Origin of the sequence: Glutamicibacter sp. ZJUTW, assembly GCF_008370855.1 — a bacterium.
Taxonomy (GTDB): domain Bacteria; phylum Actinomycetota; class Actinomycetes; order Actinomycetales; family Micrococcaceae; genus Glutamicibacter; species Glutamicibacter nicotianae.
This window is the reverse complement of sequence record NZ_CP043624.1, coordinates 1,771,260-1,795,110: the sequence shown is the minus strand read 5'-3', so window position 1 is coordinate 1,795,110 and position 23,851 is coordinate 1,771,260. Positions and strand designations below refer to the sequence as shown.

At 58.8% G+C, this 23,851-nt stretch carries 23 protein-coding genes; 14 read left to right on the top strand and 9 right to left on the bottom strand.

Features of this window, described 5'->3' with window-relative positions; genetic code table 11:
• Positions 1-4 precede the first annotated feature (4 nt).
• Complete coding sequence (locus tag F0M17_RS08450) at positions 5-1,177, bottom strand: FAD-dependent monooxygenase (RefSeq protein WP_149596920.1); 1,173 nt, start codon at positions 1,175-1,177, stop codon at positions 5-7.
• Positions 1,178-1,475: 298 nt separating this feature from the next.
• Here F0M17_RS08450 and leuA point away from each other — a divergent pair, with 298 nt between their 5' ends.
• The 3 genes from leuA (at position 1,476) to F0M17_RS08435 (ending at position 5,018) form a co-directional block, all read left to right on the top strand.
• Positions 1,476-3,218 (top strand): 2-isopropylmalate synthase, encoded by a 1,743-nt coding sequence (gene leuA / locus F0M17_RS08445; RefSeq protein WP_149596919.1) that lies wholly within the window; start codon positions 1,476-1,478, stop codon positions 3,216-3,218.
• Between the two features lie 247 nt (positions 3,219-3,465).
• On the top strand, positions 3,466-4,215 hold the full coding sequence (recO, locus tag F0M17_RS08440) for a DNA repair protein RecO (RefSeq protein WP_066138376.1): 750 nt from the start codon (positions 3,466-3,468) through the stop codon (positions 4,213-4,215).
• Complete coding sequence (locus F0M17_RS08435; RefSeq protein WP_073706233.1) at positions 4,212-5,018, top strand: isoprenyl transferase; 807 nt, start codon at positions 4,212-4,214, stop codon at positions 5,016-5,018. Before recO ends, F0M17_RS08435 begins: the two co-directional genes overlap by 4 nt.
• A 5-nt stretch (positions 5,019-5,023) precedes the next feature.
• Here the strand turns inward: F0M17_RS08435 and F0M17_RS08430 are convergent, their stop codons facing one another.
• Entirely contained in the window at positions 5,024-6,151 is a 1,128-nt protein-coding gene (locus F0M17_RS08430; protein ID WP_210416710.1) for an alpha/beta hydrolase, read from the bottom strand.
• On the opposite strand from F0M17_RS08430, the gene F0M17_RS08425 reads away from it, so the two are divergent.
• A complete protein-coding gene (locus tag F0M17_RS08425; RefSeq protein WP_073706234.1) occupies positions 6,122-7,186 on the top strand; it encodes a quinone-dependent dihydroorotate dehydrogenase in 1,065 nt (354 codons plus the stop codon). The genes F0M17_RS08430 and F0M17_RS08425 overlap by 30 nt on opposite strands.
• Positions 7,187-7,591: 405 nt before the next feature.
• Here F0M17_RS08425 and F0M17_RS08420 read toward each other — a convergent pair whose 3' ends face one another.
• The gene (locus F0M17_RS08420) at positions 7,592-8,185 is read right to left on the bottom strand and encodes a DUF3043 domain-containing protein (RefSeq protein ID WP_038991084.1); all 594 of its coding nucleotides are present in this window, start codon (positions 8,183-8,185) and stop codon (positions 7,592-7,594) included.
• Positions 8,186-8,254: 69 nt separating this feature from the next.
• On the opposite strand from F0M17_RS08420, the gene F0M17_RS08415 reads away from it, so the two are divergent.
• The 6 genes from F0M17_RS08415 to F0M17_RS08390 all read left to right on the top strand — a co-directional run bounded on the left by F0M17_RS08415 (position 8,255) and on the right by F0M17_RS08390 (position 14,289).
• Positions 8,255-9,664, top strand: coding sequence for a M20/M25/M40 family metallo-hydrolase (locus tag F0M17_RS08415; protein WP_149596917.1), 1,410 nt, complete (start codon positions 8,255-8,257; stop codon positions 9,662-9,664).
• A gap of 133 nt (positions 9,665-9,797) precedes the next feature.
• The gene (locus tag F0M17_RS08410) at positions 9,798-10,172 is read left to right on the top strand and encodes an iron-sulfur cluster assembly accessory protein (protein WP_038991082.1); all 375 of its coding nucleotides are present in this window, start codon (positions 9,798-9,800) and stop codon (positions 10,170-10,172) included.
• A 172-nt stretch (positions 10,173-10,344) separates the two neighbouring features.
• Positions 10,345-11,268, top strand: a complete 924-nt coding sequence (coxB, locus tag F0M17_RS08405) for a cytochrome c oxidase subunit II (protein WP_223308954.1) — start codon at positions 10,345-10,347, stop codon at positions 11,266-11,268.
• 2 nt (positions 11,269-11,270) lie between these two features.
• Positions 11,271-12,989, top strand: coding sequence for a cytochrome c oxidase subunit I (gene ctaD, locus F0M17_RS08400; RefSeq protein ID WP_073706236.1), 1,719 nt, complete (start codon positions 11,271-11,273; stop codon positions 12,987-12,989).
• A gap of 2 nt (positions 12,990-12,991) precedes the next feature.
• Positions 12,992-13,393, top strand: a complete 402-nt coding sequence (locus F0M17_RS08395; RefSeq protein ID WP_038991079.1) for a cytochrome c oxidase subunit 4 — start codon at positions 12,992-12,994, stop codon at positions 13,391-13,393.
• 113 nt (positions 13,394-13,506) lie between these two features.
• Complete coding sequence (locus F0M17_RS08390; RefSeq protein ID WP_038991078.1) at positions 13,507-14,289, top strand: GntR family transcriptional regulator; 783 nt, start codon at positions 13,507-13,509, stop codon at positions 14,287-14,289.
• A 741-nt stretch (positions 14,290-15,030) separates the two neighbouring features.
• On the opposite strand, the gene F0M17_RS08385 is transcribed toward F0M17_RS08390, so the two are convergent.
• The 4 genes from F0M17_RS08385 to F0M17_RS08370 all read right to left on the bottom strand — a co-directional run bounded on the left by F0M17_RS08385 (position 15,031) and on the right by F0M17_RS08370 (position 19,330).
• Positions 15,031-16,698: a ubiquinol-cytochrome c reductase cytochrome b subunit gene (locus tag F0M17_RS08385; protein WP_149596916.1), complete on the bottom strand. Its 1,668-nt coding sequence runs from the start codon at positions 16,696-16,698 to the stop codon at positions 15,031-15,033.
• Between the two features lie 2 nt (positions 16,699-16,700).
• Complete coding sequence (locus F0M17_RS08380) at positions 16,701-17,750, bottom strand: ubiquinol-cytochrome c reductase iron-sulfur subunit (RefSeq protein WP_066138349.1); 1,050 nt, start codon at positions 17,748-17,750, stop codon at positions 16,701-16,703.
• A gap of 70 nt (positions 17,751-17,820) precedes the next feature.
• Positions 17,821-18,615 carry a c-type cytochrome gene (locus tag F0M17_RS08375; protein ID WP_073706237.1) on the bottom strand — a complete coding sequence of 265 codons (795 nt, stop codon included), beginning with the start codon at positions 18,613-18,615 and terminating at the stop codon, positions 17,821-17,823.
• A gap of 76 nt (positions 18,616-18,691) precedes the next feature.
• Entirely contained in the window at positions 18,692-19,330 is a 639-nt protein-coding gene (locus tag F0M17_RS08370; protein WP_038991074.1) for a heme-copper oxidase subunit III, read from the bottom strand.
• A 287-nt stretch (positions 19,331-19,617) separates the two neighbouring features.
• Here F0M17_RS08370 and trpD point away from each other — a divergent pair, with 287 nt between their 5' ends.
• Positions 19,618-20,685 carry an anthranilate phosphoribosyltransferase gene (gene trpD, locus F0M17_RS08365; protein WP_073706238.1) on the top strand — a complete coding sequence of 356 codons (1,068 nt, stop codon included), beginning with the start codon at positions 19,618-19,620 and terminating at the stop codon, positions 20,683-20,685.
• Between the two features lie 84 nt (positions 20,686-20,769).
• On the opposite strand, the gene F0M17_RS08360 is transcribed toward trpD, so the two are convergent.
• Positions 20,770-21,051, bottom strand: a complete 282-nt coding sequence (locus F0M17_RS08360; RefSeq protein ID WP_066138340.1) for an Lrp/AsnC family transcriptional regulator — start codon at positions 21,049-21,051, stop codon at positions 20,770-20,772.
• A 164-nt stretch (positions 21,052-21,215) separates the two neighbouring features.
• Here F0M17_RS08360 and F0M17_RS08355 point away from each other — a divergent pair, with 164 nt between their 5' ends.
• Together F0M17_RS08355 and F0M17_RS17610 are read left to right on the top strand one after the other, a co-directional pair.
• Positions 21,216-21,812, top strand: coding sequence for a sigma factor-like helix-turn-helix DNA-binding protein (locus tag F0M17_RS08355; RefSeq protein ID WP_038991298.1), 597 nt, complete (start codon positions 21,216-21,218; stop codon positions 21,810-21,812).
• A complete protein-coding gene (locus F0M17_RS17610; RefSeq protein ID WP_210416709.1) occupies positions 21,813-22,355 on the top strand; it encodes a hypothetical protein in 543 nt (180 codons plus the stop codon).
• On the opposite strand, the gene F0M17_RS08345 is transcribed toward F0M17_RS17610, so the two are convergent.
• Positions 22,344-22,718: a DUF3054 domain-containing protein gene (locus F0M17_RS08345; RefSeq protein ID WP_149596915.1), complete on the bottom strand. Its 375-nt coding sequence runs from the start codon at positions 22,716-22,718 to the stop codon at positions 22,344-22,346. The genes F0M17_RS17610 and F0M17_RS08345 overlap by 12 nt on opposite strands.
• A gap of 149 nt (positions 22,719-22,867) precedes the next feature.
• Here F0M17_RS08345 and F0M17_RS08340 point away from each other — a divergent pair, with 149 nt between their 5' ends.
• On the top strand, positions 22,868-23,848 hold the full coding sequence (locus F0M17_RS08340) for an arsenic resistance protein (RefSeq protein ID WP_066138329.1): 981 nt from the start codon (positions 22,868-22,870) through the stop codon (positions 23,846-23,848).
• The last annotated feature ends 3 nt before the right edge of the window (positions 23,849-23,851 follow it).

Sequence of the window (23,851 nt, the reverse complement as noted above, 5' to 3'; positions counted from 1 at the left end):
CCTCCTACTTGGCCAGGCGGTTGACGATCTGGCGGGCCACCAGCCGATCCACGCCGGGCAGACGCGTGGAATTGATAATGATTCTCCGCATCCGCAGGGCCAGCTGGTTGCGCGGCAGGAAGCTGTTGGCCGCACGCCGCCCCGAAGCCTGGGCCGTGTCGATCTTCGGCCGCATCGCCTTCTCATACCGTGCGAGGGCGGGCGGCAACTGCCCCGGTTCGGTGGCACTGCCCACCGCATCGCCCAGGGCGGCCGCGGCGCACACGGCCATCGCCCCGCCCTGGCCGGCCAGCAGCGAGACCGAGGCCGCCGCATCCCCGATCAGCACCACCGGGCCGGCATGCCAGGAATCCATCACTACCTGCGCGACGGCATCGTCATAGGGGTCATCCGGGCATTGCATCAGCAGCCGGTCGACCTGCGCGCCGCAACCGGCGAAAATGCTGCGCAGCCGATCGCGGGCCGGCCCGAGGGGCGCCCCGTGTTCATGGCGATAGACCAGGAAAGATGCCACCTCGTCGCTGCGCAGCCCATAGATTCCCGCGGTGCGGTCAACCGTATCGGTGAGCACGAAGCGGTTCTTGAAGCGCCGGTTCAGCTCGGGATCCCGGATGATGAAGGCTGCCGCCCGCATTCCCAAGGGGCGCAGGAACGCCCCTTCCGGACCGAAGAACCTTGCCCGGACCGTTGAATGGATGCCGTCGGCCCCGACCAGCAGATCCGCAAGCTCCGGCTGGTTCTGCCCCTTGATGCGGATCTGGGCCCGCTGGCCATGGATGTCCAGCTGGTCGATATGAACCCCGTAGCGCAGCTGGACCCGCGACGGATCGGCATCCTGGAGCGCGGCTCGCGCGGCCGCTTCCATGTCCGGGCGCAGCAAGGTGAGCACCCTGCCGCCGGCGAGTTCGGAGAACTTCGAATAATCCAGCGACGCTGTCGGCTTGCCCCGAGGATCCACATATTGCGCGGCCTGCACGCGGTAGGCGGCCTCGGCGAGATAGGGCAGCAGTCCGATGCGCTCGGACGCTTCAATGCCCGGACCGAAGAAGTCCATCATGTAGCCGTCGGGACGCGGCGCATCCGATCGCTCAAGCACCAGCACCTCCCAGCCGGCCAAGCCCAATTGCCTGGCCGCGACCAGTCCGGCGATTCCAGCGCCAACGATAATCGCCCTCATCAACCAACCTCCTTTGGCGTGTGGTGTGGTGGAACCCATTCTTCGCCGGCGCCATCATCCTGTCCACCGCCACGCACCAACGGCCTGTCCAATATGTGACACGGAGGTGACACAAGTTTCACCTGCCTGCACAGCGTGGTGCTATGCTCATCTCGTGCATTTCGAGCTTCTACTACTACTCAGCCGCTGCGAGGATCCAAAGGACCGCTAGTGGTCTACAGGCCGACCCCTCGTCGCGGAGTAGCTCTTGTCTGGCCCCACAAAGTAAGCACTATTTTTGTCTAGGGGACCCAAAGAAATGCAGAACATGCAGAAATCTTCGAACATGCCAATCCACAAGTATGTTCCATTCCAGGACCAGATCGAGGTCAATCTGCCCGATCGCACCTGGCCTGACAAGTACATCACCAAGGCCCCGCGCTGGTGCGCGGTCGACCTGCGCGACGGCAACCAGGCGCTGATCGACCCGATGAGCCCCGAACGCAAGCACAAGATGTTCGACCTGCTGGTGCAGATGGGCTTCAAGGAGATCGAGGTCGGCTTCCCATCGGCCTCGCAGACCGACTTCGACTTCGTGCGCCAGCTCATCGAGCAGAACCGCATCCCGGAGGACGTCACCATCCAGGTGCTCACCCAGTCGCGCGAACACCTGATCGAGCGCACCTACCAGGCACTGGAAGGCGCCAAGCAGGCCATCGTGCACCTGTACAACTCCACCTCGATCCTGCAGCGCGAGGTCGTCTTCCGCCAGGACGAGGACGGCATCGTGGACATCGCCGTCAACGGCGCGCGGCTGTGCAAGAAGTACGAAGAGCAGCTGAGCGGCACCAAGATCACCTACGAATACTCGCCGGAGTCCTACACCGGCACCGAGCTGGAATTCGCCAAGCGCATCTCCGAGGCGGTCGCCGAAGTGCTGGAAGCCAGCCCGGAGAACAAGATGATCCTGAACCTGCCGGCCACCGTGGAAATGGCCACCCCGAACGTGTACGCCGACTCGATCGAGTGGATGCACCGCAATCTGGCCAACCGCGACTCGATCATCCTCTCGCTGCACCCGCACAATGACCGCGGCACCGGCGTGGCCGCCGCGGAGCTGGGCTACCTGGCCGGCGCGGACCGCATCGAAGGCTGCCTGTTCGGCAACGGCGAACGCACCGGCAACGTGGACCTGGTGACCCTGGGCATGAACATGTTCGGCCAGGGCGTGGACCCGCAGATCGACTTCTCCGACATGGACCACATCCGCCGCACCGTCGAGTACTGCAACCAGCTGCCAGTGCCCGAGCGCAGCCCATATGGCGGCGACCTGGTCTTCACCGCCTTCTCCGGCTCGCACCAGGATGCGATCAAGAAGGGCCTGGAAGCGATGGAAGCCAAGGCTTCGGCTGAAGGCAAGGACATCAATGACCTGGTCTGGGCTGTTCCGTACCTGCCGGTCGATCCGAAGGATATCGGCCGCTCCTACGAAGCAGTGATCCGGGTCAATTCGCAATCCGGCAAGGGCGGCGTGGCCTACTTGCTGAAGAACGACTACAACTTGGATCTGCCGCGCCGCGCGCAGATCGAGTTCTCCGGCGTCATCCAGCGCAAGACGGATACCGAGGGCGGCGAGATCTCCTCGCAGCATATCTGGGATGTCTTCCAGGACGAGTACCTGCCGGTCAGCGAGGATTCGGGAATGAACTCGTGGGGCTACTACCAGATCGCTTCGGCCACCGCGGCTTCGGCAGAGGATGGCAGCTTCCGCCTGGATACCAAGCTGATCATCGACGGCGTGGCCCATGAGCGCAGCGCCCAGGGCAACGGTCCGGTCTCCGCACTGGTCAAGCTGCTCAACGACGATGGCGTGGATCTGCGCGTGCTGGACTACTCCGAGCATGCCATGAGCGAAGGCGGCAACGCCCGCGCCGCGGCCTTCGTCGAATGCGCCGTGGGCGACCGCATCCTCTGGGGCATCGGCCTGGACACCAATACCAACATCGCGGCGCTGAAGGCCGTGGTCTCTGCGGTCAACCGCGCAATCCGCGACAGCAAGTAGGCAGCCTGCAGAACCTGCCGCCAGCAAAACGCCACGGCCAGCCCACTCAGCTGGCCGTGGCGTTTAGTCCTGCACGGCATTCTCGGCCTTTCTGCCCGGTTCAAGTCGAGGAGTGCCTCGAACCCTTTGGATTCGGGCCCGGTAGATGCCGGTTTGCTCGTGCAACTGCCATGTCCGCCGGCGAATCGGAACTTCTGGTATTCAAGCGATTCAGAACTTTGGCAGTTGAAGTGGGAGAATACTGTCTGTGTCCAGATCAGGTTTCGCTTCCAAGAGCTACCACACCCGTGGTCTGGTCTTGCGCACCCATAAGCTGGGTGAAGCCGACCGGATCATCACGCTGCTGACCCCCAACGGAATTGTCCGTGCCGTGGCCAAGGGCGTACGCCGGACCTCGTCGAGGATGGGCGCAACGCTGGAACCTTTCATGGAAGTCAATGCCCTGCTGGTGATGGGCCGGAACCTCGATATCGTCTCGCAGGCCCAGCTGCGCAACCCCTACGGCCAGCTGCTGGTCATGGATTACCCGAGCTATACGGTGGCCAACGCCATGTCGGAGATCGCCGAAAGGCTGCTCGAGACGGACAGCGATTCAACGCTCCAGCAATATCAGCTCTTCCACGGTGCGATCGCGCTGCTCTCCAAGCAGAGGGTCGATTCCGGGGCCGTGCTCGATTCCTATATTCTGCGGGCGCTGTCGGTCGCTGGTTGGGCACCGTCATTCACCAATTGCGTGCGCTGCGGCAAGCCTGGCCCGCATCAAGCACTGCACGTCCAGCTTGGCGGCGTGGTTTGCCCCGAATGCCGCCCTTCCGGGTCATTATCCCCGCACCCCATCACCATCGAATATCTGCAGGCCCTATTGGAGGGGGACTGGTCCACCGTGGCACAGGCAGGACCCCGTGCGCGCAAGCAGGCAGCAGATATCGTGGCCAATTACTTGCAATGGCACCTAGAGCGTGCAGTGAATTCCCTACGTCTTGTGGAGAGAAATTGAAGAAGCTTCCAAAGATCACCGGCCGCCGAGGCCCCGTTGCTCCCTTTGCGCACCCGGAGAATCCACAGGTGCCGGCCATTCCCCAGGAGCTCATCCCTGAGCACGTGGCGATTGTCATGGACGGCAATGGGCGGTGGGCCAACCAGCGCGGACTGCCGCGTACCGAGGGGCATCGTGCAGGCGAAGCCGCGCTGCTCGATGTGATGGCAGGCGCCGTGGAGTTGGGTGTCAAATATGTTTCGGTCTATGCGTTCTCTACGGAAAACTGGAAGCGCAGCCCAGAGGAAGTCCGCTTCCTGATGGGCTTTTCGCGTGATGTCCTGCGCCGCCAACGCGATACGTTGAATTCTTGGGGCGTGCGCATTCGCTGGTCGGGCCGGGAGCCCAAGCTCTGGAAGTCAGTGATCAACGAGCTCAAAGAAGCCGAAGAGCTGACCAAGGACAACTTGGGATGCCAGCTGACCATGTGCGTGAACTATGGCGGTCGGGCAGAACTTGGCGACGCAGTCAGCCAAATTGCCCAAGATGTCGCTGCCGGCAAGCTTCGCGCCAGTTCCGTTGGCGAAAAGACCATTGCCAAGTACCTGCATGCGCCAGAACTCCCAGATGTGGATCTCTTCCTGCGGACCAGTGGCGAGCAGCGCACCAGCAACTTCCTGCTGTGGCAGTCGGCCTACGCGGAGATGGTCTTCCTGGACCAGTTGTGGCCGGATGTCGACCGGCGGACGCTGTATGCCGCGGTGGAAGAATACGCAAAGCGCGATCGCCGCTACGGCGGAGCCGTCGACAAGCCCCAGGGGTAGGACGTTCAGCGCGCTGTGCCCACCATCCGCAGCCAAAGGCTCAAGTCGCGATACGCCGCGGCTCTGGCCGGTTCAGCGGAGGTGAACACATCGTGCATTGCTCCGGGAATTTCGGACAGGGTGACGAAACTTCCCAGCTTCATCGCCCGCAGGCGAGTCTGCTGAACGTCCAGTACCGAATCGCAATGCTGCATATCGGGGGAGTAGGTCGTGCCGATGTGGGTCCGGTCCGAGGTGAGCACGAAGATCGGCTGCTGGAGTTTCAGCCCTTTGGCTACTAGTGCATGGCCATCGAAGATCGTTTTCAGCCATCCCGCGGTATTCGGAAAAGCGACTCTTGGCCGCCACAGTCGATGAACATCCCACTGGCCGTGGCTGTCGGTACTCAGTGATTGCCAGTAATGGTCGAATTCTGGCCCGCTGAGCTTCCGGCGCGGATTCGTGCGGGTGATCGCTTCCATCAGGCCATGAATGGGAATGCGCAAGAAGGCTGTTCCCTGGAATTCGAGCCATGGAGCATTCAGCACCAGAGCCTTGATCTCTGGTTGCCGGCGGGCAATCCATAAGCTAAGAATCAGTCCGCCGGTCGAGTGCCCTTGGGCCACTACTGGCAGGCCCGGATGCTCCTTGCGCAGCAGTTCCAAAGTCGCTTCAAGCTCTTCGTCGAATTCCGCCAAGTCGTCAACGTATCCGGGCAAGGCATGTTCTGCTCTCAAGCTGCGACCATGCCTGCGCAGATCCAGTGCGTAGAAGTGGTATCCGTGGTGATGCCAGAAAACAGCCAGTTCACGGTTGTAGAAATAGTCGCTCCAGCCGTGCACGCTCAGCACGATTCCCTGCGCCTTGCGCCCGAGACGTTGCCGGAATCCTGCCGGGCGGTACCGAATCAGCGTTGCCACCGCCGGGCCTTCGGCATCGGTTCCGAAATCCAGGGTTTGGTGCTCGAAATCGGGCCCCAGCGGATCTTCAACCCATTGCCCCGGGCAGGTGGAAGACATGAAGTCGGGCCAGTTGCTGCTTTCTGGGACGACGAAGTGCTTCATATCTTGAATACTACCCACCTCAAGTTGTCTGTTTCGGCCTCTTCGCGGGAAAATGGGTCTATGCGCATATACCCACTGGTCTTCAAGCACGTCTTCACCAAGATGGATCCTGAACAGGCTCACCATTTTGCCTTCAACGCGATCAAGATTGCGCAACGTGCAGGGCTCACCAAGGCAGCACGCAAATTCTTCGCCCCGGCACCCAAACTGAATCGCACCGTCATGGGTATCGACTTCCCATCGCCATTTGGATTGGCTGCCGGTTTCGACAAGGGAGCCACCGGCATCTTGGCGTTGAGCGACATAGGTTTCGGCCATGTTGAAATCGGAACGGTTACCGGACAGGCCCAGCCCGGCAATCCGCAACCAAGGCTTTTCCGTCTGGTTGACGACCGCGCGGTTATCAACCGCATGGGCTTCAACAATGAAGGTGCCGAGCGCGTGGCTGCCCGCGTCGCCGGTGCCCGCCAGGAGCTCAAGTCTGATTACGCTGGAACCCGTCCGGTGATTGGCGTGAATATCGGCAAGACCAAGGTCGTGGAGTTGGAGGATGCGGTCGCGGATTACCTGTCGTCCACTCGCCAGCTGGCGATCCACGCGGATTACCTGGTGGTGAACGTTTCAAGCCCGAACACCCCAGGACTTCGCCTGCTGCAGAGCGTCGATTCTCTTCGCCCGCTGCTTTCGGAAGTTGGCCAGCTGGCTGACAAGGTTGCAGGCCGGCACATCCCGCTGCTGGTTAAGATCGCTCCCGACTTGAGCGATGAGGACGTTGCCGATGTCGCGCGCTTGGCCATCGAACTTGAACTCGATGGCATCATTGCCACCAACACGACTATCGGTCGTGAGAACTTGAATAGCGATGCCGCCAAAGTTGAAGAAATTGGTGCCGGCGGACTATCAGGGGCTCCGCTCAAGCAGCGATCGCTTGAGGTTCTTCGCCAGCTGCGTTCATTGGTTCCTGCCGAAATGGCGTTGATTTCCGTCGGCGGCGTGGAAAATGCCACGGATGTGAAGGAACGCCTGGACGCGGGCGCGGACTTGGTGCAGGGCTACACTGCATTCCTCTACGAGGGTCCGTTCTGGGCACGTTCCATCAACAAGGATCTGGAGCGCATGCTCTAGAGCGTTGGGCGGGCAAGCCCCTCATCACTCTGGTACGGCCTCGATTTTCACAATCGGGGCCGTACAGCTTTAAGCTCGTTCAGCTACTGCGAAGCTGGCCCGACAATGACCTCGTGTGCTATCTCGCGCACGTGGTGAATCCAGAGCCAGGGAGACAGGGGAGAAGCTGGCAATTTAGAGCGACAGGCTCCAGGAATCCTTGTATCCGCGTCGACAAGCACGAGACTCACCTCCAGATACAAGGCTGTATGGAAAATTTCCTGCTGGAACTGCCCGGTAGATGAAGATCTCCATTCTTCTTGTATTCACGTTCACAAAGTTATAACCCTGTACCACATGGAGGAATTCGATTAGAAAAGGGGCAAGCTCATGCGAGCTTGCCCCTCAGTGGTCTAGCTGGATCGACTAGTCGATAATTTCGCCGCGCTTCACCTGCGGCTTCGGCAGGCGCAATTTGCGGAACTGCATGCCGCGCATCGCAGCGTACATGCGTACGCCCTTCTCCATGTGGCCGAACTTGGCAGTCAAGCGCTTCTTCAAGATTATGGAAGTCACGATGGCCTCGACGATGATCAATGCGATCACGACCCACAGGGCCAGCTGCACGAACATCTGGACCTGCAGATTGCTCTGGAATACCAGCGAGATGACCAAGAAGGCCAGGATGATGAACATCATGAACTCGCCGAACATCCAGCGGGAGTCAATGAAATTCCGGGTGTAGCGCTTCTGCTCGCCCTTATCGCGCGGCATCAGGTAGCGTTCATCGCCAGTTTCGTTCGCCAAGCGTAAACGGTTCTGGGCTTCGATGCGTCGTTGACGTTCAGCCTCTTTCGCGGCCTTGCGATCAGTAGGAACCAACGGGCGTTGCCGGTTCGCCTGCTGCGCACTGCGCTTGGGCGTTGGACCGGTCTTGCGGCCGTCGGTGGATTCCGGGGCCTGCTGAGCAGGCTCCACATTTACGGGGGATTGAGGTTCATCCTTCTTACGTCCAAACACCCCTCCATCTTAGCCGGGATTCGACAACGGCGTGACATTCGATACCCGTGGAATTGCTAGGCTGAAGACATGACCGAAAATACTACCTTCGACGCCGCTGCTAACGGTGTCGATATTGCCGCGCTCAAGAGCCACATCGAAACGAACTTCGAGAAGATCCTCGAAGAGCTCACCTCCCTAGTCGCGATCCCAAGCATCGCATGGGAATCCTTCGACCCGCAGAACCTGGAAAAATCAGCTGCTGCCGCTGCCGAATTGGCGAAGTCGGCTGGCATGGAGACCGTGGAAATCCTGCGCGAACCAGCGCAGAATGGCGCTATGGGCGCACCTGCCGTTGTCGCGCAGCGCAAGGCGGCCCCCGGGAAGCCGACCGTGCTGCTCTACGCGCACCACGACGTCCAGCCCCCAGGCAACGAGGCAGACTGGAATACCCCGGTCTTCGAAGCCACGAGGGTAGGGGACCGGCTGTTCGGACGCGGCGCCGCCGACGACAAGGCGGGCATCATGGTGCACATCGCTGCGATGCGCGCCGTGCTGGATCTCGTCAGCGACTTCGGCGTTGGCGTAACCTACTTCTTCGAAGGCGAAGAAGAAGCTGGCTCCCCATCCTTCCGCAACTTCTTGGAAGCGCATCAGGAAAAGCTGGCGGCAGACGTTATCGTCGTTGCCGACTCGTCCAACTGGTCAGTTGGAACTCCGGCGCTGACCAGTTCATTGCGCGGCATGTGCGCGGCAGAGATCACCGTCCGCTCGCTGAACCATGCGGTCCATTCTGGCATGTTCGGCGGCCCAGTTCTCGATGGCCCCATCCTGGCTGCCAAGCTGATTTCCAGTTTCCACAATGACGATGGCTCCGTGGCCGTTGCGGGATTGGTCGCCAACGACGCTGCCGAAGTCGATTTCGATGAAGCCGAGTTCCGCAAGGATTCCGGCGTACTGGATTCCTTCCAGCTCGCTGGATCCGGGAAAATCACCGACCGCTTATGGAATAAACCAGCACTGAGCGTGATTGGAATGGATATCCCAAGCGTTGACCACTCATCGAATACCTTGCTGCCGGCAACTCGCTTCAAGGTATCGATGCGGCTGGCGCCAGGGCAGGACCCGGCCGACGCGCTCAAGGCCCTTGAATCACATGTCAAGAGCATTGACCTGCGTGGCGCCGAAGTTGAATTTGTGGCTACGGAAGCGGGCAACGCCTACAAGGCCGATTTGGATGCTTCAGCTAATGACACTGCGCGCTGGGCACTGGAACAAGCTTGGGGTGTTGTACCAGTGAATATGGGGCTGGGTGGATCAATTCCATTCATTGCAGATTTGCTGGAAGTCTTCCCGCAGGCCCAGATTCTCGTCACTGGCGTCGAGGATCCTGATTCGCGCGCGCATTCAGCCAACGAGTCGCTGCACCTGGGCGACTTCCAGCACGCCATTGAGGCTGAAGCACTGATGCTGGCAAGGATCAACGCCGAGGGACTATGAAGCGTGTCATACGGAGAGACGCAAGGGGAGAAATCTTCAGCGTAGCGACGTAGGATAGAAGCAAGAACAGAGGTGCCAGCTCCAGAACAAATCTGGGGCTTGGTACCGCATCGAGCAGTATGGGAGGAAAATCATGACTGCATCTGTTGACCAGACCAAGGGCGACCCAACCGAGGTTCCAACCCACGAGGTAGAAATTTCCGACGTGGCAGCGGCGAAGGTTCGCTCGCTTCTGGAGCAGGAAGGTCGGGATGATCTTCGTCTCCGCATCGCAGTGCAGCCAGGAGGCTGCTCGGGCCTGATCTACCAGCTTTATTTCGATGAGCGCATGCTCGAAGGCGACGCTGTGCGCGACTTCGACGGCGTTGAAGTCATCGTCGACAAGATGAGCGTGCCTTATCTTGCTGGCGCATCCATTGATTTCGAGGACACCATCTCGAAGCAGGGCTTCACCATCGACAACCCCGCCGCATCCGGCTCCTGCGCGTGTGGAGATTCCTTCCACTAGGCCGTAGGGAACTAACGCCGCTGTTCAAACGTTGAAGAAATTTCTCGTTAGTACAGCGGCGTTTTTCGGCATTCTGACCCCAAAGAGGGTAAGCTCTACATTAAGTAGTAAAACTATGTTTCCCTTCGTGAGCCACCTCACCGTGCAACTCGTTTAAACCACGAGGTGACTTATGAAGACCACATTCTGCACCAACAAAGAGGAAGGGCCGTCTGTGAGTTCGCAAGACCGAACCGGCAGTCGCGGGTCCGCTAAAGCCAAAGTACTGGCTTTAGTCGGCACTGGCGCATTGCTGTTGACGGGATGTACAGCGGAGGCAAAACGCGGTTGGCTCCCAAACGTGGAGCGCGATACCACCAACCACACCGGGGCAATCCAGGATTTCTGGGTTAACTCGTGGATCGCTGTTATTGTCATCGGCGTATTGACCTGGGGATTGATGCTCTGGTGCGTCATTGCCTACCGTCGCCGCAAGAACGATACGGGTTACCCGCGTCAGCTGAGCTACAACCTGCCATTGGAGATCTTCTACACGGCCATTCCTTTGGTCCTTGTTCTAGTCTTCTTTAGCTTCAACAACAACCTGGAAAAGCAGATCAACGCTCCTGTTGATTCTGAGGTTGTAGTGGACGTCCGAGCCAAGCAATGGGCCTGGGACTTCAACTACAGCTACCAGGGCACCGAGAAGTACTTTGCCGGCGAACAGGCTCACTTGAACACCGATGGCTCGGAAGGCGTTCGCGAAGAACTGCCAACCTTGTACCTGCCAGCAGGCAAGTCGGTAACCCTTGAGCTCAATAGCCGCGATGTCATCCACTCCTTCTGGGTCCCAGCCTTCTTGCAGAAGCTGGACATGATCCCAGGCAAGACCAACTACATCTACCTGACTCCGCAGGTTGAAGGCAGCTACGACGGCAAGTGCGCCGAGCTTTGCGGCGAGTACCACTCGGAGATGCTCTTCAACGTCGAGGTTGTCAGCGAGTCCGAGTTCAAGGCTCAGCTGGCGAAGATGGAAGATGGCCACATTGGTGAAGAATACGACCGTCAGCCAAATGCTGTAAACGGCGTAGTAGTAGAGCACGGGGAAGGAGAGTAATCATGACAACGTTTGAATATGCGACTGACGACGTAAAGTCGATTGCCCCAGCCGTAGTGCCGAAGTCTAAGGGTCGTCTGTTCGTCGACTACATCACTTCGACCGACCACAAGAAGATCGGGTACATGTACCTGATCAGCTCGTTCATCCTGTTCTGCGTCGGCGGCCTGATGGCGCTGCTGATTCGTGCAGAGCTGTTCGAACCAGGCATGCAGATCCTGCAGACCAAGGAACAGTACAACCAGCTGTTCACCATGCACGGCACCGTCATGCTCCTGATGTTCGCAACCCCGCTGTTCGCTGGTTTCGCCAACGTCATGATGCCTCTGCAGATCGGCTCGCCGGATGTGGCCTTCCCACGTCTGAACGCCTTGGCATTCTGGTTCTTCTCGCTGGGCTCGATTATCGCCCTGGCCGGCTACCTCACCCCTCAGGGTGCAGCTAGCTTCGGTTGGTTCGCGTACGCACCGCTGTCGAACACCACCTTCTCGCCAGGCATCGGCGGCGACCTCTGGGTCTTCGGCCTTGCACTGTCGGGCTTCGGTACCATCCTTGGCGCCGTCAACTTCATCACCACCATCATCTGCCTGCGCGCGCCTGGCATGACCATGTGGCGCATGTCGATCTTCTCGTGGAACACCCTGATCACCTCGTTGCTGGTCCTGATGGCCTTCCCGCCACTGGCAGCTGCGCTGTTCGCACTGGGTGCAGACCGCCGCTTCGGCGCTCACATCTTCGATCCGGACAATGGCGGTGCCGTACTCTGGCAGCACCTGTTCTGGTTCTTCGGCCACCCTGAGGTATACATCATTGCATTGCCGTTCTTCGGCATCGTCTCTGAGATCTTCCCAGTGTTTTCCCGCAAGCCGATCTTCGGCTACAAGGGCCTGGTCTTCGCGACCATCGCAATTGCCGCCCTGTCGGTTTCCGTGTGGGCACACCACATGTACGTCACCGGCTCGGTCATGCTGCCATTCTTCGGCTTCATGACCATGCTGATCGCGGTTCCAACCGGTGTGAAGTTCTTCAACTGGATCGGTACCCTGTGGCGCGGCTCGATCACCTTCGAAACCCCCATGCTCTGGAGCATGGGCTTCATGATCACCTTCCTGTTCGGCGGCCTGACCGGCATCATCCTGTCGGCTCCGTCCCTGGACTTCCACGTATCGGATACCTACTTCGTTGTGGCCCACTTCCACTACGTGGTCTTCGGTACCGTCGTGTTCGCGATGTTCGCTGGCTTCTACTTCTGGTGGCCAAAGTGGACCGGCAAGATGCTCAACGAGCGCCTTGGCAAGATCCACTTCTGGTTGCTGTTCATCGGCTTCCACGGCACTTTCCTGATCCAGCACTGGCTGGGCGTCATGGGCATGCCACGTCGCTACGCCGACTACATGCCTGAAGATGGCTTCACCACCATGAACCAGGTATCGACCGTCTTCGCATTCATCCTGGGTGCATCGATGATTCCATTCTTCTGGAACGTGTGGGTAACCCACCGAAACGCCAAGAAGGTTGAAGTTGACGATCCATGGGGCTTCGGCGCATCGCTGGAGTGGGCAACCTCTTGCCCTCCACCACGTCACAACTTCCACTCCATCCCTCGCATCCGTTCGGAGCGTCCAGCACTGGATCTGCACCACCCGGAACTGAGCGGACGGGTTACCCCCGAAACTCCGGTTGCGAAGATCTTCGGCTCGGCTGACCAGAAGGACGTATAACGATGAAAGTTGAATCCTGGATTTTCCTGGGTGGCGTCTTCTTCTTCACCCCGGTAGCAATTGTCTACGGTTACATGACCAACTGGGAAGAATGGGTCGGATTGCTGGCCTTGATCATGCTGGTTGGACTCTCGGCAATGGTAGGCGGCTACTTGCTGTTCACCGCTAAGCGCGTTGGCAACCGCCCGGAGGACCGTGTGGATGGCGAAATCCACGAGAACGCGGGCGATATCGGAATGTTCTCCCCATGGAGCTGGTGGCCATTGGTCCTGGCATCCGCGGCAGCTGTTGGCTTCCTTGGCCTGGCTGTCGGCTGGTGGGTCTTCTTCATCGGCGCCGGCTTGGCCGTCGTTGGTGTGACCGGCTGGGTTTACGAATACAGCCGTGGCGATCACGCTCACTAAGCAGTAACCCTGACGGGGTGGCAAGCACTTTTGCTTGCCACCCCGTTAGTCTTTTAATAACAGTTCTTCGAAGGCAATTGGCCCTCGGGATATCCAGTTCGAGGAGATGCAGCATGCGCCACGCACCGCAGCCACACGTTCAGGCGCACCTTGATCCGCAGAGCAAGCAAAGCAAGTACCGGCAGATCCGCGAGATTCTCAAGACCCATGCGCGCGAAGCCTGCAAACCCGGCTACAAGCTGCCACCCGAACGCGTGCTGGCTGAGCACTTCGGCGTGGCCCGCAAAACCATCCGGCAAGCCATCGACGCGCTGGTCGATGAACAGGTGCTCAAGCGGGTAGTCGGAATTGGGACCTTCGTCGTGCCCGAGAAACTGGATCTCCGTGTCCGCTTGCACTCCTACTCCGAGGACATGATGCGCCGCGGCATGGTTCCCGATGCCCACGTACTCGAATTCGCGGAGATCAAGGCCAACGCCAGCCTTGCGGCGCAGCTGATGGTGGAGGAGGGCACAGCAGTCGTCCAGTTCAAGCGCCTGCTGCTCGCCGATGGCATTCCCATGAGTCTGGACGAGAACTATATGCCCGCTGATCTCGTGCCGGGTTTCGTGGATGGCGAGCCGCCGTCCAAGCTATATCAAGCCTTGCACGAGCGCTACGGCATCTTGCTTGAATGGGGCGAGGATCAAGTGGAAAGCACTGCAGCCAGCAAGAGGCAAGCGGTGCTCTTGGGCGTAGACCCCGGCTTCCCGCTCCTGCAGATCACGCGCTACGCCTACATCGGCGATCGGTTGGCCGACTATTCTGTCTCGCTCTACCGGTCGGACCGCTACAAGCTGTTCGTTCCATTGCAGCGAGTCGGTACTCGCACGCCACGCTACACGGACACCTTCTGAGCCTAGGCTTGCGACTCGGGTGTCAAGGAAATTGGTTTCTGCCCAACAGCAGCCATGAATAATGCCCACTGATGGCCAACAGAACTGCACGTTGACGGTCAGCAGCACCACTGCACACTGGCCTATCCGCGCAAGCATGGCGGCGACCGTCATCCATCGCAACAACCCAACCTCCAAAACGCCATCTCCAGGTCCTCATCAACTATTCCAACGACGGTGCCGGCCCTTGATCTCTTGAAAGTGTGTCAGGGGAGAGACGCAGGAAGTTGGCTGCTGCAGGGAATAGGCCTAGATCGCTTCCTGGAGCTGGACTCTTGTCTGGGCAGCAACCACCTTGAGCAGCCACAGTCGTGAGCGGCTCCGATCCGGAATTGCGGCTGGCTGGTGGCCTCCCAGATTCATCTGCAGACGGCATTCCGCTTCCTCGCGGGTGAAGAGCAATGGAGCCTACGCGCACAGGTTGAATCAACCATCGCAGCAGGTTCTTGGCCTCACCCGGTAACCCCCAACGCCTATTGCGAACCTGGCGGGGGAGCAAGGCCTTGCTGGCCCCGGCATCGCATGCTGGCACAGCGCCAGAAGCCCTTCTAATCGACTGGGAGATCCGTGGATGGCCCGACCTCATGTTCGCGGCATTGGCTGGCGCTCTGGTGCACACAAGGCCGCAGGAAAGATGGGTTAACGAAGGGAGGGACACACCTTGCGGTGTGTCCCTCCCTTTGTGACTAACTCGAGTCGCTGTTACTTAGTGATCGAGTCCTGCTTGTCGCCTTCGACCTCATGGTGGCCGTGGGCTGCATGAGCAGCTTCCAGCTCCGATGGGGTTACCGGGGCGACGCGGTCTTCGAAGAAGAACTTCGACAGTGCCGCACGACGCTTCTCCGAACCGGAGACGTGTCCTGCTGCATCAGGCTGAGCCGGGATGTACTGGCGATCAACGTAGTTGGTCAGCAGGTAACGCTTGTAGACATCAATTTCCTCGTGCTTCTCCGAGAAGCCACCCTCAGGCGACATCTGGATGATGCCGGCTTCGCGGCCGTGCAGGACGATCTCGCGATCCTTGCGCTGCAGCGACAGGCAGATACGGCGAGTCAGCCAGAAGGCCAGGATTGGGCCCAGGAAGAACAGCGTACGCAGCCAGTAGGTGACATCGTTCAGCGACACATGGAAGTGGGTCGCGATCAAGTCGGAGGAGGCAGCAGCCCACATGACGCAGTAGAACACTACGCCTGCCGCGCCCATTGCCGTACGGAATGGAGCGTTGCGTGGACGGTCGAGCAGGTGGTGCTCGCGGTCATCCTTGGTGACCCAGCGTTCGATCCATGGCCAGGCGAACATCACTGCGAACAGTGCGCCGGCAGGAACCAATGCTGGCAGCAGGACGGACAGCACCAGGGTGTTGTCGCCCCATGGGAATGGAATGATCCATTCGAAGCTGAAGTTGCCAAGCACACCAGGCATCAGGCGCAGAGCGCCATCAACGAAGCCGATGTACCAGTCCGGCTGGGTACCAGCCGAAACAGGGGATGGGTCGTAAGGCCCGTAGTTCCATACCGGGTTGATCTGGAACAGGCCAGCAATCAATGCCACGATGCCGAAGACGATGAAGAAGAATCCACCGGCCTTCGCTGCGTAGACCGGGCCAACAGGGAAGCCAACAACGTTGTCGTTGGTGCGGCCTGGGCCTGGGTACTGGGTGTGCTTGTGGGTCACAACCATGAACAGGTGGATCACAATCAGCAGGATGATGATCGCAGGAACGATCATGATGTGCAGCGAGTACAGACGCGGGATCACCGTATCGCCTGGGAACTCTCCGCCGAAGAAGAACATCGACAGGTAGGTGCCCACGATTGGCAGAGCCTTCATGACGCCATCGATAATGCGCAGTCCGTTACCGGACAGCAGGTCATCCGGCAGGGAGTAGCCGGTGAAACCGGCAGCCAGACCCATGATCAGCAGCACGCCGCCAACAACCCAGTTCAGTTCACGTGGGCGACGGAATGCGCCGGTGAAGAATACGCGCAGCATGTGCACGGAGAGGGAAGCAACAAACAGCAGTGCCGACCAGTGGTGCACCTGGCGCATGAACAGGCCGCCGCGCACGTCGAAGGAGATCTCCATGGTCGAGGCCATAGCCGTCGACATGCCGATGCCCTTCATCGGTACATACGAACCGTTGTAGGTGACGTGCGCCATCGACGGATCGAAGAAGAAGGTCAGGAAGGTGCCGGAGAGCAGCAGCAGCACGAAGGTGTACATCGCCACTTCACCGAACATGAACGACCAGTGGTCAGGGAAGATCTTGCGACCGAATTCCTTGACAATGCCCGACGCGCCAACGCGGGAGTCCACGAAGTTCGCGATGCGACCGGTAGCGGTCGATGCTTGGTACTCGTTAGTAGCCATGATTAACCACGCTCCCAGTACGATGGGCCAACTGGCTCGTGGAAGTCACTCTGGGCGACCAGGTAGCCCTCGGAGTCCACGGTGATTGGCAGCTGCGGCAGTGCGTGGCCAGCCGGGCCGAAGATGACCTTGCATTCCTGCGTCAGGTCAAAGGTCGACTGGTGGCATGGGCACAGCAAGTGGTGGGTGTGCTGCTCGTACAGAGCAATCGGGCAACCAACGTGGGTGCAAATCTTGGAGTACGCGACGATGCCGTCGACGTTCCAGGTTTCACGCCCCTCGGAGATCTGCATTTCCGCTGGATCCATGCGCATCAGCAGAACGACGGCCTTGGCCTTTTCGTTCAGCGGGTGCTCGGCCTCGTTCAGGCCTTCTGGGATCACGTGGAAAGCAGAACCGATCTGCACGTCCGAAGCCTTGATCGGGGTACCGGATGGGTCGCGGGTCAGACGGACGCCCTTGTCCCACATGGTGTGGCGCAGGGAATCGATCATCTGGCTCGCGGTGTTGCCGGTGCGATCCAGGTCGCGGAACATGAAGATTGCCGGGATTGGAGCCAAGGCAATGGCGCCGATCAGGGTATTGCGGATCAGCGGACGACGCTTGATGCCCGATTCCTCGATAACGGTATCGATGATCTCGACGGCATCCTGGCGATCTTCTTCCGAGCGGATCTCGTGGCGCATTTCCATGAGCTCGTGATCCGGCATCAGGGTCTTGGCCCAGTGAACAATACCCACACCGATACCAAGCATCGCGAAGGCGGTGCCCAGTCCCAGTGCAGCGTTCTGCACACGCAGTTCAGCGAAGGTCATCTCGCCTAGGCGGCCCAGGACGAAGTAGGCCACGAAGAAGAAGAGCGTGCCGATGATGGAGATGGTAAATAGGAGCGCTACTTGACGCTCATGTCGCTTGGCTGCGCGCGGATCGCGGTCTGCGAGACGCGGACGATGCGGTGGTAGGCCCGGATCTGGGAAACGATCCTGAGCTACATCGTCAGCCTTAGCAACGGTGCCCGAGTTTTCGGGACTGCCGTGACTATGGTCGCCCATGTTTCTCTCTCATCCTTCTGTTAGGAATTTATGTACGTAGTGATGGTTACGGCCGTGGCCGTGGTTTGCCTTAGGAAGGACGCGAGGTCAACCAAATGGTGAAGGCAATGATGATACCCAGACCTGCGGTCCAGGTGAACAGGCCTTCAGCAACTGGACCCAGGGAGCCCAGGGCTGCACCGCCAGCGGAACCATTGGCTTCAATGGTCTTCAGGAAGGTGATGACATCACGCTTCTCTTCTGGGGTGATGTTCGAGTCGTTGAACACTGGCATGTTCTGTGGGCCGGTAGCCATCGCTTCGTAGATGTGCTTTTCGGATACACCGGTCAGGGTTGGTGCGAACTTGCCGCGGGTCAGCGCACCACCGGCAGCAGCCGCGTTGTGGCACATCGCGCAGTTCACACGGAAGACGGTGCCACCGTGGGCGGCGTCGCCCTGGGTGGTATCCAAGTATTCCTCATCAGGGATCGCTGGGCCTGCACCCAGGCTTGCAACGTATGCTGCCAGCTGGGAGATCTGCTCGTCGTCGAACTGCACCGGCTTGACCTGGGCCTGTGGTCCCTGCATCTGCATCGGCATGCGGCCGGTGCCGACCTGGAAGTCCACGGATGCCGCGCCAACGCCAATCAGCGATGGACCGGAATCGGAGCCTTCGGCATTCATGCCGTGGCAAGTAGCGCAGTTGGCGACGAAAAGCTTCTGACCTTCTTCTACATCGGCCTGCGATGCAGTAGTGGTCTCAGCTGCCTTCGCTTCGCTGATGTTACCGGCTGCAGTGTAGAGACTGCCGGTAATCAGCAATCCGAACAGAAGCAGGGCCACAGCGGCGAGCGGGTGGCGGCGCTTTTTCGAAAGAGCCTTCACTTGCTGGTTCCTCACTTAGTTTCTTTGGTGTGGTGTTGCCGTACTTCTTGTTGAGGCAACTAATGAATTTAAGCTGCTACTTCAAGAAGTAGATGATCGCGAACAGGGCGATCCAAACAACGTCAACGAAGTGCCAGTAGTAGGACACCACGATGGAGCCGGTTGCTTCGAAGTGACCAAACTTCTTAGCCAGCATCGCACGACCAATGATCAGCAAGAATGCGATCAGACCACCAGCGACGTGGATGCCGTGGAAGCCGGTCGTAATGTAGAAGGCCGAAGCGTAGGAGTTCGAGTTGATGGCCACGCCCTCGCTAACGAGGACAGCGTATTCGTAGGCCTGGACCGAAACGAAGATCGCACCAAGGATGAAGGTGAGAATGAACCATTCAATCATTCCCCATTCCTTGAAGTTGAACAGCCCGCCAGAGCGGCGAGGCTTGAATTCTTCGGCACGGAACACGCCTAGCTGGCAGGAGAACGAGCTGGACACCAGGATGATGGTGTTAGCCAGCGCGAACGGCACGTTGAGCTTGGCAGTTTCAGTCGCCCATAGTTCGGGCGCGGCAGCCCGGAGGCTGAAGTACATGGCGAAGAGGGCGGCGAAGAACATGAGCTCGCTGGAGAGCCACACCATCGTTCCCACCGACACCATGTTTGGGCGGTTCGGCGCATGTGGCGCCGTCGTATTTGGGGCATGAGTCGCAGTTGTCACACTGACATTATGTCTCTAAATGGCCCTCAGATACCAATGCAAAAGCGGGTTCACGGAGGTTTGTTGCGCCACATCACGGCAACATCCGCGGAAACATGCGGAAGTACGGAGAAAACTCTTTCTACAATTCGTAGAGCTTCATTCGGCGCGTCTCGCGAAACAATCATTTATGCAACGAAAGTATTGCGTATTTAACCTTGGAAACTAGGCGATTTTAGCGACTTGAGCCACATCATTTAGCGACATGAATTGGGTGGCGCGGCCAGTGTCTCGATAGGCTTTCTCATGTGTCAACGAGCCTTGTAAACGAAAAGTTCCCGACGTGGCCAGATCTATTGGCCACCCTGATCGACGGTGGCGATCTCAGCCGCGAACAGGCCGCTTGGGCCATGAATGAGATCATGTCCGGCGAGGCGAGCGACGTGCAGATCGCCGGCTTCCTGGTTGCACTGCGCTCCAAAGGCGAAACCGTGGCCGAATTGACCGGCCTAGTGGACTCCATGGTGGCCAACGCGCGCCCATTGACCATTGACGCACAAACCTTGGACATTGTCGGCACGGGCGGCGATCGCCAGAACACGGTCAATATCTCCACGATGTCCACGTTGGTCTGCGCTGGTGCCGGCGTGAGCATAGTTAAGCACGGCAACCGCGCGTCCTCTTCATCCTCAGGATCGGCCGACGTGCTCGAAGCACTAGGGGTCCGCCTGGAGGTACCAATCGAGCGCCTTGTAGAGGTGTACGACAAGGTTGGGATTGCGTTCTGCTTCGCCAATGTATTCCACCCCTCCATGCGCCACGTTGCCGGAGCACGACGTCAATTGCGGATACCTACCGCCTTCAACTTCATGGGCCCGTTGACCAATCCCGCCTTGCCAACCGCGTCCGCCATCGGATGCTCTGATCTGGTCATGGCACCAATCATGGCTGGCGTGCTTGCAAGCCGTGGCGTGCGCGGCCTGGTCTTCCGCGGAGACGACGGACTGGATGAACTAACGACCACGGCTGCCAACCGAGTCTGGGAAGTGCGCAATGGCCAAGTGACCGAGTTCACGTTCGACGCCCAAGATGTTGGACTCGCCCGGGCGACGCTCGATGATCTCCGCGGTGGGGATGCGCAACACAACGCAGGGGTTGTACTCGATGTCATCTCGGGAGCGACCGGCCCTGTTCGGGACGCAGTTCTCCTCAACGCGGCCGCAGGAATGGTTGCGTACAGCGATACTGCTGAGGGCAGTTTCGAAGATCGCATGCGGGCCGCCATTGAAAAGGCAGCACATTCGATCGATTCCGGTGCGGCGAAGTCCGCCCTGGACGCTTGGTCGTCAACGACCCAGGCGATCGTAGGGGAGTAGCTCCTGCAGGCAGCGACAAAGCCGGTCTTTGGTTCACGACTTTACAATCAGTGAACCAAAGACCGGCTTTGTTTTCGATACCGCTTAGTCGTCTAGACCGAGGGAAAAAGCTGCTTCGAGGTCATGCTCGGAGTAAGCGCGGAAAGCGATGTGGGTCTGGGTGCCGCGGATGCCTGGAATCTTGGAAAGCTTATTAGCGATGACTTCGGCGAGATCCTCGTGCTTGTTGACCCGTGCAATGGCAATCAAGTCCCAGTCGCCTGCGACGGAGTAGACTTCACTGATGCCCGAGATTGCCGAGATCTGCTGTGCGCACTCGGGGATACTGTCAGTTGCAGTCTGGATCATGACGAATGCGGTGACCATCACTATGCCTTTCGGTTCTAACTTGCCGCCTGGCAAGAGGCGGTTGATCTGGAATCAACTGTAGTCGAAAAGCCGAGAATGGCAGGCATGGCTGCATCACCAGACTTAGCAAAGTACAAGAATTTTAGTTTGTAGATATGAATACAAAGTTTTATGATTGTTCCATGATTGTCTTGACTATTGACCAGCGACGTTCCCGATCCACCGAAGACAAGGTGGAAGCACTAGTCAAGCAAGCTAATGCTACCGTCCCTGTGGTCCGCCCGTTCCAGCGAACCGCCGGCGATGAGGTTCAGGCTGTCTTGGATGATGCCAATGAAGCAATTCGCTTGGCAGTGATGATGGCGGCGTCAGGGGACTGGAGCGTTGGCCTTGGTTTCGGACAGGTCGAAACGCCGTTGCCGGAAGAGACCCGGGCTGGCCGAGGACCGGCCTTTGAATATGCCCGTGTTGCCGTGGAACGCGCGAAGAACACCAACGCACATATCGCTGTTCACGGGCCATCGCATGAAGCCACCCGTCTGGAAGCTGAGCTCCAGTTAACTGCCTGCATCGTTTCCAAGCGAAGGGCCACAGCTTGGGAAGCCGGCACATTGGCTGACGAGGGCATGACCCAGCAACAGATTGCCAAGAAACTTGGAATCACTCAGCAAGCCGTCTCTTCTCGGCTGTCGGCCGCACTATGGTTTGAAGCGAATCGGATGATGGATGAAGCTGCGAAATCGCTAACCCGTCAGCTCAAGATGTTAAAGGAGCAGTAAATGCTTTGGATCGCGTGGGGGAGTCTTTGCCTAGCGGCATTCGTCTCGTGCATATCCGCCTACTTCGGTCATGCCGTGGGCAAACGAGCTCGCGTTCGTGACTGGCTCGTAGTTGGTTCTGGCTTGTTCGCACTGCTTTCGGCACTGCTGGCTGCAGTCTCCCAAACATCGATGCAGACGCAAGGGATTCCACCGGTTTACGCTATCGTCCTGAGTTCCATCTTTGCCATTAGTTTCGGCGGCCCTTTTACGGAGCTGATTTTCCGGCTTGCTGCCAAGAATGACGTCGAGCTCCAAAAGGAAGAGTCCGACCCTTCACCGCTTCGTGGCGGACTTTGGATCGGACTTCTGGAACGGACGGCAATTGTCGGAAGCCTCTGGGCTGGTTGGCCAGAAGGCATTGCGGTCGTTCTGGCGGTTAAGGGTCTCGGGCGGTTCTCGGAACTGAAAGATCATCGCGCCGCTGAACAGTTCATCCTGGGGACTTTCGCCAGCGGCCTTGTTGCCGCAGGTTCCTACGGGCTTGGACTGCTATTTATCTGAGCGCTTGGCGACCAACGAAGTTAACAGCCTACGCCCCATCAAGAACAGGCCCAGGACCAGCGAAGCAACGATAATGAATGGGACAGCTGCGGTGGAACCAAAAGCGATGCGCAGCGCTAGCCCAGCTGCTACGGTCCCTACCCAGACCAGTACGCCTGCAGGGAAGAGCTTATTGATCGTGAACCATGGCCTGGACAGCAAGGTCATCACCACATAGGCGATCAAGAACGGCAGGGCTGTCATCAAGATGCCACTAAAGCTCAAGGCATGTTCATGTTCACGCCTGCCGAGCAGGGCGAAGAGAACAATCAGAACAACGTCGACAGCCATCCACAATGGCCACATACGAATAGATTCCTTCATGTACTCATCATAGGTTTACCCTGCGGACCATGAATAATCTGGTGCTGTTTCGAGCGATCTCGGTTCAGACACACGCGTGCCTGATGAAGGCTCGCCACGAATGCCCTGGCATTCCTTCCTGATGCAAGGTCTGCTCTAGCATTAGTCCCATGAAGACGTGGCCTGGCAATGCATGGATGCAAGCTCACCAGATCGCTCTCTACCTCACCGCGATCGCGGCCGGATGCGTCTTCGGCCTGGTTTTGCCTTCAGCCAGCAAGGCGCTTGAATTCACGGTCAATCCAATCTTGGGTCTGCTGCTCTACGCTACTTTCCTGAGCATGCCGCTAACACGTTTGCCCCAGGCCTTCCGGGACATCCGGTTCATGGGTGCACTGTGCACCATCAACTTTGTCGTAGTGCCGATCGTGGCGTTCGGCTTATCGCGTCTCGTGGCGGGGGAACAGCCTCTGCTCTTCGGGGTTCTACTGGTCCTGCTGGCACCCTGCATCGACTACGTCATCGTGTTTACCGGCTTAGCTGGGGGAGACAGCCAAAGGCTGCTGGCCGCCACACCCCTTTTGCTGATTTTACAGATGGTGCTTGTGCCGGCATACCTCTACTTGTTTGCTGGCCCTTCTGCAATCAGCATGATCGTTCCAGGGCCTTTCCTGATGGCGTTGCTGGGGCTCATTACGCTTCCCTTGCTCGCAGCAGCACTCACCCAAGCACTGTCAACGCGCTTTGCACGGATGGAGTGCATCGGCGATTGGGCCGACTACCTCATGGTTCCCTTGATGATGGGAACGCTGTTTTGCGTGGTCGGTTCGCAGATCTACACGGTGCAGTCCAGCTTTGCCCAATTGGCGCTGGGCATCCTTGTTTTTGTCCTTTTTATCGGCCTGATGAACATCCTTGGATACTCTGCAGGAAAACTCTTCCAGCTACCCATGGCCTCACTGCGGGCCGCGACATTCAGCGGCGTCACCCGAAATTCACTGGTAGTGCTTCCACTGGCTCTGGCCCTGCCGGCGGAGCTGGAATTAGCCTCTGCCGTAGTCGTGAGCCAGACCTTGGTAGAGCTGCTTGGCATGTTGGTGATGGTTCGCTTCACGCCGAAACAAAGCACCACATTGCAATCCAAACTGTAAGCA